11 protein-coding genes are annotated in these 13,429 nt (G+C 64.9%); 6 read left to right on the top strand and 5 right to left on the bottom strand.

Translation table 11 applies throughout. The annotated features are described in order from the left end of the window. Positions 1–26: 26 nt before the first annotated feature. Together hemB and yihA are read right to left on the bottom strand one after the other, a co-directional pair. Positions 27–1,025 (bottom strand): porphobilinogen synthase, encoded by a 999-nt coding sequence (gene hemB, locus AB3X98_RS36880; protein ID WP_069268220.1) that lies wholly within the window; start codon positions 1,023–1,025, stop codon positions 27–29. 397 nt (positions 1,026–1,422) lie between these two features. Further along, positions 1,423–2,082, bottom strand: a complete 660-nt coding sequence (gene yihA, locus AB3X98_RS36875) for a ribosome biogenesis GTP-binding protein YihA/YsxC (protein WP_069268221.1) — start codon at positions 2,080–2,082, stop codon at positions 1,423–1,425. Between the two features lie 238 nt (positions 2,083–2,320). On the opposite strand from yihA, the gene AB3X98_RS36870 reads away from it, so the two are divergent. From AB3X98_RS36870 to msrQ, 5 genes are all read left to right on the top strand, one after another. Next, on the top strand, positions 2,321–2,995 hold the full coding sequence (locus AB3X98_RS36870) for a cytochrome c (RefSeq protein WP_069268222.1): 675 nt from the start codon (positions 2,321–2,323) through the stop codon (positions 2,993–2,995). Positions 2,996–3,159: 164 nt separating this feature from the next. Continuing rightward, positions 3,160–5,397, top strand: coding sequence for a cytochrome c biogenesis protein ResB (locus AB3X98_RS36865; RefSeq protein ID WP_368606209.1), 2,238 nt, complete (start codon positions 3,160–3,162; stop codon positions 5,395–5,397). 46 nt (positions 5,398–5,443) lie between these two features. Continuing rightward, positions 5,444–6,688, top strand: a complete 1,245-nt coding sequence (gene ccsB, locus AB3X98_RS36860; RefSeq protein WP_069268224.1) for a c-type cytochrome biogenesis protein CcsB — start codon at positions 5,444–5,446, stop codon at positions 6,686–6,688. Between the two features lie 206 nt (positions 6,689–6,894). Next, positions 6,895–7,896 (top strand): protein-methionine-sulfoxide reductase catalytic subunit MsrP, encoded by a 1,002-nt coding sequence (gene msrP, locus AB3X98_RS36855; RefSeq protein ID WP_368606210.1) that lies wholly within the window; start codon positions 6,895–6,897, stop codon positions 7,894–7,896. Positions 7,897–7,908: 12 nt separating this feature from the next. Then, on the top strand, positions 7,909–8,634 hold the full coding sequence (msrQ, locus tag AB3X98_RS36850; RefSeq protein ID WP_368606211.1) for a protein-methionine-sulfoxide reductase heme-binding subunit MsrQ: 726 nt from the start codon (positions 7,909–7,911) through the stop codon (positions 8,632–8,634). Positions 8,635–8,710: 76 nt separating this feature from the next. Here the strand turns inward: msrQ and lysA are convergent, their stop codons facing one another. Continuing rightward, the gene (lysA, locus tag AB3X98_RS36845; protein ID WP_069268226.1) at positions 8,711–9,982 is read right to left on the bottom strand and encodes a diaminopimelate decarboxylase; all 1,272 of its coding nucleotides are present in this window, start codon (positions 9,980–9,982) and stop codon (positions 8,711–8,713) included. A 10-nt stretch (positions 9,983–9,992) separates the two neighbouring features. After that, a complete protein-coding gene (locus tag AB3X98_RS36840; RefSeq protein ID WP_368606212.1) occupies positions 9,993–10,352 on the bottom strand; it encodes a lipoprotein in 360 nt (119 codons plus the stop codon). Positions 10,353–10,387: 35 nt separating this feature from the next. Here AB3X98_RS36840 and cyaY point away from each other — a divergent pair, with 35 nt between their 5' ends. Next, entirely contained in the window at positions 10,388–10,705 is a 318-nt protein-coding gene (gene cyaY, locus AB3X98_RS36835; RefSeq protein ID WP_342949811.1) for an iron donor protein CyaY, read from the top strand. Positions 10,706–10,826: 121 nt separating this feature from the next. On the opposite strand, the gene AB3X98_RS36830 is transcribed toward cyaY, so the two are convergent. Further along, entirely contained in the window at positions 10,827–13,262 is a 2,436-nt protein-coding gene (locus AB3X98_RS36830) for a penicillin-binding protein 1A (RefSeq protein WP_368606213.1), read from the bottom strand. Positions 13,263–13,429: the final 167 nt, after the last annotated feature.

The raw sequence follows: 13,429 nt of genomic DNA, 5'->3' as shown, positions 1-13,429 counted from the left end.
CTTTTTTCATGCGACGCGTGCAGTGCTTACTTCTGTGCGCGCAGCAAACGCGCGGCGTCTAGCGCGAAATACGTGAGGATGCCGTCGGCGCCCGCGCGCTTGAACGCGAGCAGCGATTCCATCATCACCTTGTCGTGATCGAGCCAGCCGTTTTGCGCGGCGGCCTTGAGCATGGCGTACTCGCCGCTCACCTGGTACACGTAGGTCGGAAAGCGGAATTCGTCCTTCACGCGGCGCACGATGTCGAGATACGGCATGCCGGGCTTCACCATCACCATGTCGGCGCCTTCCTCGATGTCGAGGCGCACTTCGCGCAGCGCCTCGTCGGAGTTCGACGGGTCCATCTGGTAGGTCATCTTGTTGCCCTTGCCCAGATTCGACGCCGAGCCCACGGCATCGCGGAACGGACCATAGAACGCCGAGGCGTATTTGGCCGAGTACGCCATGATGCGCGTGTGGATGTGGTTCTCGCTTTCGAGCATCTCGCGGATCGCACCGATGCGCCCGTCCATCATGTCCGAAGGCGCGACGATATCGACACCGGCTTGCGCCTGCGCGCGCGCCTGCGCGACGAGGATCTCGATGGTCTCGTCGTTGATGACGTAGCCGTTCTCGTCGAGCACGCCGTCCTGGCCGTGGCTCGTGTACGGGTCGAGCGCGACGTCGCAAAGCACGCCGAGGTCGGGGAAACGCTTCTTCAGTTCTCGCACGGCGCGCGGAATCACGCCGTCGGGGTTCGTCGCCTCGATGCCATCGGGCGTCTTGAGCGCCGGATCGACAACGGGGAAGAGCGAAAGCACCGGAATGCCGAGTTCGACGCACTGCTCGGCGACGCCCATCAGCAGATCGATCGACACGCGTTCGACGCCGGGCATCGACGGCACGGCTTCGCGCACGTTGTTGCCCGCGATGACGAATACGGGGTAGATCAGGTCGTTCGTGGTGAGGAGGTTTTCGCGCATCAGACGGCGCGAGAAATCGTCACGTCGCATGCGGCGCGGACGATGATGCGGATAGAAGCTCATGTCGGCGGATATCTTGAAACGGGGTGGGTCCCGGGGCGCAGGAAACTTTTCGGGACAATGGTATATCATACCGATCGAGCGAGGCGCCTGGCGCCGAGCTCCCCGCTTCTCCTCCCTGAGCGGGTGCCTGTCGTTTTTCGATAAGGCTGTTTAACCCGCCGGAAATCACGGCGGGTTTTTTTATGTGCGCCGAAAGGGCGCGTGGCAAGGCCCCGCGGCGCAAGCCGGAACGGGCGCTTGTGCCAGCGTTTGGCGTGGTCTGTATGCGGTAGCGCACATAACGCGGAAAATGCCGCGCCGGCCTTGCGAAAAGATATGATGAAAGCGCATGAAAAGCCCGACAATGTGGGCTTTCAGACGACTGAGGGCCTGCCCGAAGCGACTGGCCCGAGGTGCGCTATTCCGCTTGCGTGTCGGTTTCGCCGACAGCTTCCCGCGGCACAATCCAGCTCTCGATTACGGCATGCGCCTCGTCGAGCCCCACGCGCTTGAGCGCCGAAAAAAGCTGGGCGCTCAGCTTCCCTTCGTAGCCTTGCTTGCTGTACTCGTCGAACGCCTTGTTCGTCGTGCGCAGCGCGAGCAGGCTTTCTTGGCGCGTCAATTTGTCGCACTTTGTGAGGAGTGCGTGGATCGGCTTGCCCGTCGGTGCAAACCACTCGATCATGCGGCGGTCGAGGTCGGTGAGCGGGCGGCGGGCATCCATCATCAGGATGAGGCCCGAGAGCTGCGCGCGCGTTTGCAGATACAGCGAGAGAAGTTGCTCCCAGTGCGCCTTCGCGGCGGCCGGCACCTCGGCATAGCCGTAGCCGGGCAGGTCGACGAGATAGCCCGCGGGTTCGTCGGCGGGGCCGACCGAGAAGTAGTTGATGTGCTGGGTGCGGCCCGGCGTCTTCGAGGCGAAGGCGAGCCGCTTCTGGTTGCACAGCAGATTGATGGCGGTGGACTTGCCGGCGTTCGAACGGCCGGCGAACGCGACCTCGGGCCGCGCCGTAGCGGGCAGGTCGCGCAGATGATTCACCGTCGTGAAGAAGCGGGCTTGGTGCAGCAGGAAGGCCATCGGAAAAGGACCACAATGTGAGACAACGCGGCGGTTGGCCCGCCGGGCCCGGACGCGCCCGGGATGGATTCTGGGATATCGGGGGCAGGCCCGACTGGCGCCGTGGCGCCTTGCGCGCTATTGTACAATGCGATGGTTTACTGAATACCAGCAAGGCCAGCGCGGGCCTTTCGAGGTAGATCGGTCGCTGTCGTACATTGCAGAACCTGATTCCCACAAGACGAAACAAGGTGCGCGAATGAATCGACTGGGCAAGTGCTTGAAGGTGTTCGAGAGTGCGATAGCGTCAGGTCTTACAGCAGGTTTATTCATGATGGCGGGGCAGGCAAGCGCGGCGGATCAGGGAACGCCGGCCAAGCCCGACGTCGCCCGGGGGCAAGCCATTGCGGCGCAGGTCTGCGCGGCCTGTCACGCGGCCGACGGCAACAGCTCCGGCGGCGCGTATCCCAAGCTCGCCGGCCAGCACGCCGACTATCTCGTCAAGCAACTCAAGGACTTCAAACCGCAGCCCGGCGGCAAGCCGGCGGCGCGCGCAAACCCCATCATGGCCGGCTTCGCTGCCGCGCTGTCAGACCAGGATATGATCAACGTCGCAGCCTGGTTCGCCTCCCAGACACCCAAACCCGGCTACGCGCACGACGCGAAGACCGTGCCGTTTGGCCAGTCGATCTGGCGCGGCGGCATCGCCGACAAGGGCGTGCCAGCCTGTGCAGCGTGCCACGGACCCACGGGCCAGGGGATTCCGATCCAGTTTCCGCGCCTTTCGGGCCAGTGGTCGGAATATGTCGTTGCACAACTCAATGCTTTCCAGCAGGGCACGCGTAACAATAACGATCCGATGCGAACCATCGCGCACCGGCTCTCGGACGACGAGATCAAGGCGGTCGCCGATTACGCCGCCGGCCTGCATTGAGCGCAGCAGGTTCGCCGCGCGTGTGATCAGCAGTCTCACGGCGCGGCTGGCCGGAAAACAAGAAAAGGGTGAGGGCGTCGTCACGCTGACGGCGCGCCTGCACCCTTTTTTGCTGTAGCGCCTCATCGGCAAGAAAGCAGCAAGAGCGAAAAAGCGGAGTTTGAATGAGCGTCACCACGCAGGGTTTGCAGTTGAATGTTCGCCAGAAGGCCGTGAAAAGCGCCGTCGAGCTGATCAGTTCGATGCGCTTCGCGATTGCGCTGCTCGTCGTGCTCGCCATCGCGAGCATCATCGGCACGGTGCTCACGCAGGACGACCCGTACCCGAACTACGTCAACCAGTTCGGCCCCTTCTGGGCCGACATCTTCCGCTCGCTGAGCCTCTACACGGTCTACAGCGCGTGGTGGTTCATGACGATCCTCGGCTTTCTCGTAGTGTCGGTTTCGCTGTGCGTGATCCGCAACGCGCCGAAGATGATCGCCGACATGAAGAGCTGGAAGGACAAGGTCCGCGAAGGCAGCCTGCGCGCGTTCCATCACAAGGGCGAGTTCGCGGTGGAGGGCGGCACGCGCGAGCAAACGGCCGCCACGCTCGAGAAGCTGGCGGGGCGCATGGGCTACCGGTTCGTCACGCGCGAGAGCGATGGGGCCACGCTCATCGCCGCCAAGCGCGGTGCGCTCACGAAGATCGGCTATATCTTCGCGCACCTCGCGATCGTGATCATCTGCCTCGGCGGCCTGCTCGACAGCAATCTGCCGATCAAATTCCAGATGTGGCTGTTCGACAAGACGCCCATCCGCAGCAACGCAGTCATCAACGACATTGCGCCCGAGCATCGGCTCTCGCAGTCGAACCCGACGTTCCGCGGCTACGCCTGGGTGCCCGAGGGCCAGTTCGTTTCCACGGCCATCCTCAACCAGCCCGACGGCTCGCTGATCCAGGACCTGCCGTTCTCCATCCAGCTCAACAAGTTCATCGTCGATTACTACTCGACCGGCATGCCCAAGCTCTTTGCGAGCGACATCGTCGTGATCGACCACAAGACGGGCCAGCGCGTTCCGGCGCGCATCGAGGTGAACGAGCCGTTCGAGTACGACGGCGTGTCGATCTATCAGTCGAGCTTCCAGGACGGCGGCTCGCAGATGTCGATGACGGCGTGGCCCATGTCGGGCGCGAGCGCGAAGCACTTCCCGTTCGGCGGCACGATCGGAAATTCGGCGCCGCTCGCGGTGCCCGCCGGCCAGACGGTGCCGGGCGTGGATGGGCAGACGATCGAATTCGCGGACTTCCGGGCGATCAACGTCGAGAACATCTCGAACGGCAGCGGCGCGAACGACGCGCGCGGTGTGGCCCACCAGTCGCTCACGGAAGCGTTCGACGAGCGCCTCGGCTCCGGTGCGAAGAGCTCGAAGCCGCTCGATCTGCATAACGTCGGCCCCTCGGTGCAGTACAAGGTGCGCGACAAGAACGGCCAGGCGCGCGAGTACAACAACTACATGCTGCCCGTGGACGTGGGCGGCGGCGACCGCATGTTCCTCGCGGGCATGCGCGAGAATCCCGACGATCCGTTCCGCTACCTGCGTATTCCCGCCGACACCGGCGGCACGCCGAAGGAGTGGATGATGCTGCGCGCGGCTTTCGAGGACCCCGCCTTGCGCGCGCAGGCCGCGAAGCGTTTCGCCGCGCGCTCCGTCCCCGATTCGAACCGCGAGTTGCAACAGCATCTCGAAGACAGCGCCGAGCGCGTCTTGACCCTTTTCGCGGGCCCGGACGCGCCGCAGGCAGGTGCTGCGGTTGCTGCAGGCGCCGCTGGCGGCTTCCAGGCCGTGGCCGCGTTCATCGACAAGTCGGTGCCGAAGGAGCAGCAGGAAAAGGCCGCGAGCCTCCTGCTGCGCATGCTCGAGGGTGCGACATGGGATCTCTGGCAGCTCGCGCGCGAGCAGGCCGGCGAGCCCGATCTGAAGCCCGATGCCGACGCCGCGCGCTTCGTGCAGGACTCGATCAACGCGATATCCGATAGCTTCCTGTATGGATCTCCTGTCTATCTACAGCTCGATTCATTCAAGCAGGTGCAAGCTTCGGTATTTCAGTTGACGCGCGCGCCGGGCAAGAAAGTCGTGTATCTTGGCAGCCTGTTGCTCGTGCTCGGCATCTTCTCGATGTTCTACGTGCGTGAGCGGCGTCTGTGGTTCTGGCTGAAGGACCGGAAGGGGCAGGACGGTCAGGACCACGGCGTCGACGTCATCATGGCGATGTCGACCGCCCGCCGTACCCTCGACTTCGAGAAGGAGTTCGCCCGTACCCGCGATGCGGTCGGCCGTGCGCTAGGCGCGGCGCCGCAAACGGGCGCCGCGGACGATGCGGGCGACACGAACGGCAGCGGCACGGACCGTGCGCCCTGATTCACGCACGTGATTGCAGCCACTCACGATCAACACCGGTAAGCCCATGGACTTGTCTCAGGTTTCCTCCTCCGCGAAGGCTCGCCGCGCCGAACGTGCGCAGGTGGCCAATGCCGCTGTGGCGCACGGCGCCGCGACTGCCCGTGATCCGCTCGCCGGCGTCCTGTTCGACGAACGTCCTTTCCTGCGCCGCCTGACGGTGGTGGACTGGCTGTTCGCACTGGCGCTCGTGGCGGGCGCGGGCTTCGCGCTCTCGCGCTACCACGCGCACATGAACTACTACGACAAGCTGGTGCTGTGCGGCACGACGCCGGCGCTCGTCGTGCTGGGCTGGCGCTGGAAGCCGGCGCGGCTGCTCATGGCCGGGATCGCGGTGCTCGCGCTGTTCGCGATCCAGATCTACCAGGGCGACCTCGCGCGCGCGGATCAGGCGTTCTTTCTCAAGTATTTCCTCTCCAGCCAGTCGGCCATTCTGTGGATGAGCGCGCTGTTCGTGCTCGCCACGCTGTTCTACTGGATCGGCCTGCTCTCACGCTCGCCCTCGGGCGGCTCGATCGGCTCGAAGCTCACATGGGCGGCGGTGCTCATGGGCTTCGTCGGCCTGATGGTGCGCTGGTACGAGTCCTATCTCATCGGCGCGGACGTCGGGCACATTCCCATCTCGAACCTCTACGAAGTGTTCGTGCTGTTCAGTCTCATCACCGCGCTCTTCTATCTGTATTACGAAAGGCACTACAACACGCGCGCGCTCGGCGCGTTCGTGCTGCTCGTGATCAGCGCGGCCGTGGGCTTCCTGATGTGGTACTCGATCTCGCGCGACGCGCAGCAGATCCAGCCGCTCGTGCCCGCGCTGCAGAGCTGGTGGATGAAGATCCACGTGCCGGCGAACTTCATCGGCTACGGCAGCTTCGCGCTTTCGGCCATGGTGGGCGTGGCGTACATCATGAAGGAGCGCGGCGTGCTGGCGGACCGTCTGCCCGCGCTCGAGGTGCTCGACGACGTCATGTACAAGTCGATCGCCGTGGGTTTCGCGTTCTTCACCATCGCGACCATTCTCGGCGCGCTGTGGGCGGCGCAGGCCTGGGGCGGCTACTGGAGCTGGGACCCGAAGGAAACCTGGGCGCTGATCGTGTGGCTCAACTACGCCGCCTGGCTGCATATGCGCCTCATGAAGGGCCTGCGAGGCGGCGTGGCGGCCTGGTGGGCACTTACCGGGCTGCTCGTCACGACCTTCGCATTCCTCGGCGTGAACATGTTCCTTTCGGGCCTGCACAGCTACGGCAAGCTGTAACCGAATCGGCCTGCAAGACGAACTAACCGTCGGATGCCTCGCGCTCCGACGGTTTTTTTTCGTCCGCCGGGAAGTTTTCTGCGAATTGCGCGTTTGCCCGCTTGAGGTCATCCCGTCGATCCCCGTCGTGCACAGCACGGCAGGACGGGTCGAGATACGATCAATGTGCTGGCGGCGCACGCCACGCAAGGAGCAGGAGCAGCGATATGTGGATCAAGCGGAGCAGCAGGATCTTGCTCAACGGTGACGACATCCCCGCGAGCGAAATCACGCCGCAAAAGGTGTACGAACAGCGTCGGCGCATTCTGCGGGCAGCGGGCGCGCTTGCGCTCGGCAGCATTGCGGGGCCGTTCGGTGCAAGAGAGGCGTTTGCGGAATACGCCCCCGGCGACCCGAAGGCGCAGAAGCTCGCCGCGCAGACGAACACGAAGTTCGTCGCGCTCGACAAGGTCACGCCCTACAAGGACATCACGACCTATAACAACTTCTACGAGTTCGGCACCGACAAGGGCGATCCGGCTCAAAACGCGCACACGCTGCGGCCGCGTCCCTGGAAGCTGAGCGTCGAGGGCGAGGTGAAGAACCCGAAGGTCTATGACATCGACGAGATTCTCAAGCTCGCGCCGCTCGAAGAGCGCGTGTACCGGCATCGTTGCGTGGAGGGCTGGTCGATTGTCGTGCCGTGGATCGGTGTTTCGCTTTCCGAACTGATCCGCCGCGCGCAGCCCACGGGCAACGCGCGCTACGTGCAGTTCATCACGCTCGCCGACCCCTCGCAAATGCCGGGTCTCGCCGAGCCGATTCTCGACTGGCCGTATTCCGAAGGCCTGCGCATGGACGAAGCGATGAATCCGCTCACGCTGCTCACGGTCGGCCTTTACGGCCAGGTGCTGCCGAACCAGAACGGCGCGCCCGTGCGTGTGATGGTGCCGTGGAAGTACGGCTTCAAGAGCGCGAAGTCGCTGGTGAAGATCCGCTTCGTCGAGAACCAGCCGCCCACGAGCTGGAACAAGTACGCGCCGAACGAATACGGCTTTTATTCGAACGTGAATCCGAACGTCGATCACCCGCGCTGGAGCCAGGCCACGGAGCGGCGCATCGGCGAAGACGGCTTCTTCCAGCCCAAGCGCAAGACGCTCATGTACAACGGCTACGGCGACCTCGTCGCGTCGATGTATCAGGGCATGGATCTGCGCAAGAACTTCTGAGCAACGAGCTTGATGGAGCGAGAGATGGAATCGACGACGACACCACAGGCCGCCGCGCGCGTGGGGGCGGGCCAGGCGCGCCCTGCGCGAAAGGCGGGTGTGGCGAGCGTGACGGGCCCGCGCTGGCTGCCGTGGGCGAAGATGGCGGTGTTCGTCACGGCGTTGTATCCGCTTGCGCGCCTCGTGCTGTTCGGCTTCACGGACGGGCTCGGTGCGAATCCGATCGAGTTCATCACGCGTTCCACGGGCCTGTGGACGCTGGTGTTCCTCTGCATCACGCTCGCGGTCACGCCGCTGCGACGAATCACGGGCTGGAATACGCTGGTCCGCTTTCGACGCATGCTGGGCCTCTTCGCGTTTTTCTACGCGACGCTGCACTTCACGACCTACATCTGGTTCGACAAGTGGTTCGACGTCGCCGCGATGCTCAAGGACGTGGGCAAGCGGCCATTCATCACGGTGGGTTTTGCGGCGTTCGTGCTGCTGATTCCGCTCGCCGTGACGTCCACGCGCGCGATGGCGCGCCGGCTCGGACGGCGCTGGCAGACGCTGCATCGGCTCATCTACGCGATCGGCGTGCTGGCGATTCTGCACTTCTGGTGGATGAAGGCGGGCAAGCACGACCTCGTGCTGCCCAAGCTCTACGGCGCGATCATGCTGGCGCTGCTCGGCTGGCGCGCGGCCGTGTGGCTGCTTGCGCGCTGGCGTGCCGCGCGCGCGGATGCGGGCGCCGCGTAGGTGCAGAGCACGCAGGCAGGCAAATAAAAAGCGACGCCGAGGCGTCGCTTTTTTCATGGGCGGTCGGACGAAAGACTCAGTCCGGCAGCACGCGCTCACTGGCGAACAACTCCGCCACGTTTTCGCGCTCGCGTGCGAGATGCACGCGCTTGCCGTCGACCATCACTTCGGCGGCGCGCGCACGCGTGTTGTAGTTCGAGCTCATCACGAAGCCGTAGGCGCCCGCAGAGCGGATCGCGAGCACGTCACCCGGTTCGATCGCGAGCGAGCGTGCGCGGCCCAGCCAGTCGCCGCTTTCGCACACGGGGCCGACCACGTCGTAGGTCTGCGGCGCCGACTGGCGCGCAACGACCGGCTCCATCGCGTGATACGCGTCGTACATGGCGGGACGGGCGAGGTCGTTCATCGCGGCGTCGACGATCGCGAAGTTCTTCTCCGAGCCTGGCTTCAGGAACTCGACCGTGGTGAGCAGGATGCCCGCATTGCCCACGAGCGAGCGGCCCGGCTCGAAGTACACCTCGCGCGCCTTGCCCGTTTTTGCGCCATACGCCTCGATGCGGTCGAGCACCGTGCGCACGAACTCGCCGATGTCGGGCGGCGTTTCGTCGTCGTAGGTGATGCCGAGGCCGCCGCCCACGTCGATGTGGCGGATGCTCACGCCGTCGGCTTCGATCTGGTCGACGAGTTCGAGCAGCTTGTCGATGGCGTCGAGATACGGCGCGATTTCGGTGATCTGCGAGCCGATGTGGCAGTCGATGCCGACCACGTCCAGGTGCGCCATGGCCGCGGCCGCGCGATAGGTCGCGCGCGCTTCGTCGAATGCCACGCCGAACTTGTTCGCCTTCAGGCCGGTGGAAATGTACGGATGCGTTTTCGGATCGACGTCCGGATTCACGCGCAGCGAAACCGGCGCCTTCTTGCCGAGCTTGCCCGCCACCTCGTTGAGGCGGTCGAGTTCGGGAATCGATTCGACGTTGAAGCACTTCACGCCCGCTTCGAGCGCCTCGCGCATTTCGCCGGCGGTCTTGCCGACGCCCGAGAACACCACGTCCTGCGCTTTGCCGCCTGCCGCGAGCACGCGGGCGAGTTCGCCCGCCGAAACGATGTCGAAGCCCGCGCCTTCGCGCGCGAACACGTTGAGCACGGCGAGGTTGCTGTTCGCCTTGACCGCGACGTGCACCTTGGCGCGGCGGCCGGCGCAGGCGTCGGCGTAGGCGTGCCATGCGGCGGTGAGCGCCGCGCGCGAATACACATAAAGCGGCGTGCCGTACTGTGCGGCGAGATCTGCGGCCGAGACGCCTTCTACGAAGAGCGTGCCGTTATCGCGGTGAAAAGCGGACTGGGTCATGCGAGCGTTTTTACTGGGTTGGCGTGGCGTCGGAAGCCGCCTGCGGGCTGCCGGTGGTCGCGGGTGGGGTGCCGAGTTCGGTGTCCGGGGACAACGACAGCGGCGTGCCGGAGGTGTCCGGAATCGTGCCGATGGGCGCCGATGCAGACTCGGGAGCGCTCGCGGGCGCGCCTGCACTCGTCGCGCCGGTTTCCGGCTGCGTGGTTTCGAAATTGGGCTTGGGCGGAAGCGGCGGCACGGTGGGCATGTAGAGCGCGCCGCGCTGGCCACAGCCTGCGAGCGCGACGGCGCCGATCGCAAAAGCCGCTAGAATCGCGCGGGGCGTCCATGCGCTGGGGGCCGCTGCGCGCGTCCGGGAAATGACACGCATAATTGTCCCTGAATGAATAACCGGTGGAGTTTAGCATGCCAGACAATGACTACCTGAGCCGCGCGGAGGCCGTGCTGGCGGCCGTAGAGCGGGCCGTGGACGAGGCCGAAGCGGACATCGAACTCGAGCGCAGCGGCAACGTTCTGACGCTCGAATTCGAGAATCGCACGAAGATCATCGTGAACCTGCAGCCGCCGATGCGCGAAATCTGGATCGCGGCGAAGGCGGGCGGTTTCCACTATCGCTTCATCGACGACAAATGGCGCGACACGCGCACGGGCACCGAATTCTTCTCGGCGCTCACGGCCTATGCAACGGAGCAGGCGGGCGAGCCGGTACGGTTCGAGCCATAAGCGCGCAAGCGTGAGCTCATAAAAGAAACGGGCGCGAGTCGCAAGACTGTGAACTGAACCCCAAGAGTTGGACATAGATCCGACCCTTGGGGTTTTTTCATGGCCATTGCTGCGGTGTGCCTCAGTGCCCGCGGAACAGATTCATGATGTCTTCCTTCTCCTTCGCATTCACGTGCTCGGGCGTCGGATCTGCACCGGCATCGTCGGCGCCCGATGCGCCGCCAGCCGACGCCTCGAGCGCCGCCTGACTGATGCCCACTGTCGAGACGAAGCCGTGGCCCGGCGTGGCGTCGGCGTAGTAGAGCTCGTCGCCGAGCGTGACGATGCCGTCCGGCATCGCCATCTTGTACTCGGGCACGCCGCTTAGCGCCTTCTGCATGTAGTCGATCCAGACCGGCAGCGCGAGACCGCCGCCCGTTTCCTTGTCGCCGAGGCTGCGCGGGTTGTCGTAGCCGATCCAGGCGATCGCGGCCAGCGTGTGCTGATAGCCCGCGAACCACGCGTCGCGCGAGTCGTTGGTCGTGCCGGTCTTGCCGCCCAGGTCGGCGCGCTTGAGGACGTTCGACTTCGCGCCCGTGCCGCGCTGCGCGACGCTCTGCAAGAGGCTGTTCATGATGAACGCGTTGCGCGGGTCGATGGCGCGCGGCGCGTTCTGCTCGGCCACGAGCGGCTGCGCCTGGGCGACCACCATGCCGCGCTGGTCGGTGACTTCGGCGATCAGATACGGATTCACGCGATACCCGCCGTTGGCGAACACCGAGTAGCCGGCGGCCATCTGCAGGGGCGTGACGAGACCCGCGCCGAGCGCCATCGGCAGGTAGGCGGGATGCCGGTCGGCGTCGAAGCCGAAGTGCGTGATGTACTGCTGCGCGTACTTCGTGCCGATGTGGTTGAGGATACGGATCGACACGAGGTTCTTCGACTTCATGAGCGCCGTACGCATGCTCATGGGGCCGTCGAAGCCGCCGCCGTAGTTCTTCGGCTCCCACGGCTGGCCGCCCGTTTCGGCGGCGCTGAAGAAGAGCGGCGCGTCGTTGATGACCGTCGCCGGCCCGAGCCCCTTGTCGAGCGACGCCGAGTAGATGAACGGCTTGAAGCTCGAACCCGGCTGACGCCACGCCTGGGTGACGTGGTTGAACTTGTTCTTGTTGAAGTCGAAGCCGCCCACGAGCGCGCGGATCGCGCCGTCCTGCGGCACGATCGAGATGAATGCGCCTTCGATTTGCGGCAGCTGCGTGATCGACCAGTCGCCTGCGTTGTTGCGCGCGAGGCGGATGATCGCGCCCGGCCGGATCTTCTGCGACGGCTGCGCGCGCGTGGAGAGCGCGAACTGCGCGAAGCGCAGCCCGTCGCCAGTGACGCTCGTGGTGTTGCCGTCCATGAACGTGACCCGCACTTCCTTCGGGCTCGCCGCCGTGACGACCGCCGCCACGAGTTCGCCGTTGTCGGGGTGCTCGACGAGCGCGTCGTCGATGGCCTGCTCTCGCTCGTCGCTGTCCGTGGGCAGGTCGATGAACGCCTCGGGCCCGCGATAGCCGTGGCGCCGTTCGTAGTCCATCAGTCCCCTGCGCAGCGCGCGATAGGCGACATCCTGATCGGCGGAGTCGATGGTGGTGACGACGTTCAGTCCGCGCGTGTACGCCTCCTCGTGGTACTGCGCGTACATCATCTGGCGCACCATTTCCGCGACGTACTCGGCGTGGACGCTGAATTCCTTGCCCGCACCCTTGACGACGAGCGGCTGCGCCGCGGCCTCGTCGTACTGCTGCTGGGTGATGTAATGCAGCTCGAGCATGCGCTGGAGAATGTACTCCTGGCGCACCTTCGCCCGCTTCGGATTGACGACCGGGTTGTAGGCCGACGGCGCCTTGGGCAGCCCGGCCAGCATCGCGCACTCGGCGAGTGTGAGATCTTTCAGATCCTTTCCGAAGTACACGCGCGCGGCGCTCGCGAAGCCATATGCGCGCTGGCCCAGATAGATCTGATTCATGTACACCTCGAGAATCTGATCCTTCGAGAGCTTCGACTCGATCTTATAGGCGAGCAGCATCTCGTAAATCTTGCGCGTGTAGGTCTTTTCGCTCGAAAGGAAGAAGTTGCGCGCCACCTGCATGGTGATCGTGCTGGCGCCCTGGGTGGCATGGCCATTGGTGAGCGCGACGAAGCCCGCGCGCGCAATGCCGGCGAGGTCGACGCCGCCGTGATCGTAGAAGCGCGCGTCTTCGATGGCGAGAATGGCCTTCTTGAGGTTGTCCGGCACGTCCTTGAAATGGACGATGTCGCGCCGCTCCTCGCCGAATTCGCCGATCAGCACATGGTCGCGCGTGTAGATGCGCAGCGGCACCTTCGGGCGATAGTCGGTGAGCGCCTCGAGCGACGGCAGGTTCGGTGTCGCCACGACGAGCGCGTAGCCGAGTACGAGCGCCACACACACCACGCCGGCGAAAATGAGGCCGAAAAAGGCGATCAGCAGCGTGGCCCACCACGGGCGCTTGCGCCGCCGGGGCGGCTCGGGCGGCGTGGAAGGCGGTACGGACGAAGGAAGCTGATCTTGCATACGAACACCAGAAAAACAGTCCCGCGATTATAGCCGCCGCTCGCCCGCGGGCTTTCGAGATGCTTACATGGACGGCGCGGGCGAGCACGCGATCCGCTGTTTCTGTCGATGCGTCTGCTGACGCCTCTGCTGATATTCGCACTGTAGACGCGCCCCTCGCGCGTGGA

Source organism: Paraburkholderia sp. BR14312, from assembly GCF_040948675.1.
Lineage (GTDB): Bacteria > Pseudomonadota > Gammaproteobacteria > Burkholderiales > Burkholderiaceae > Paraburkholderia > Paraburkholderia nodosa_A.
Note: the sequence above shows the minus strand (reverse complement) of the source record. Positions and strands in the feature narration are given on the sequence as shown.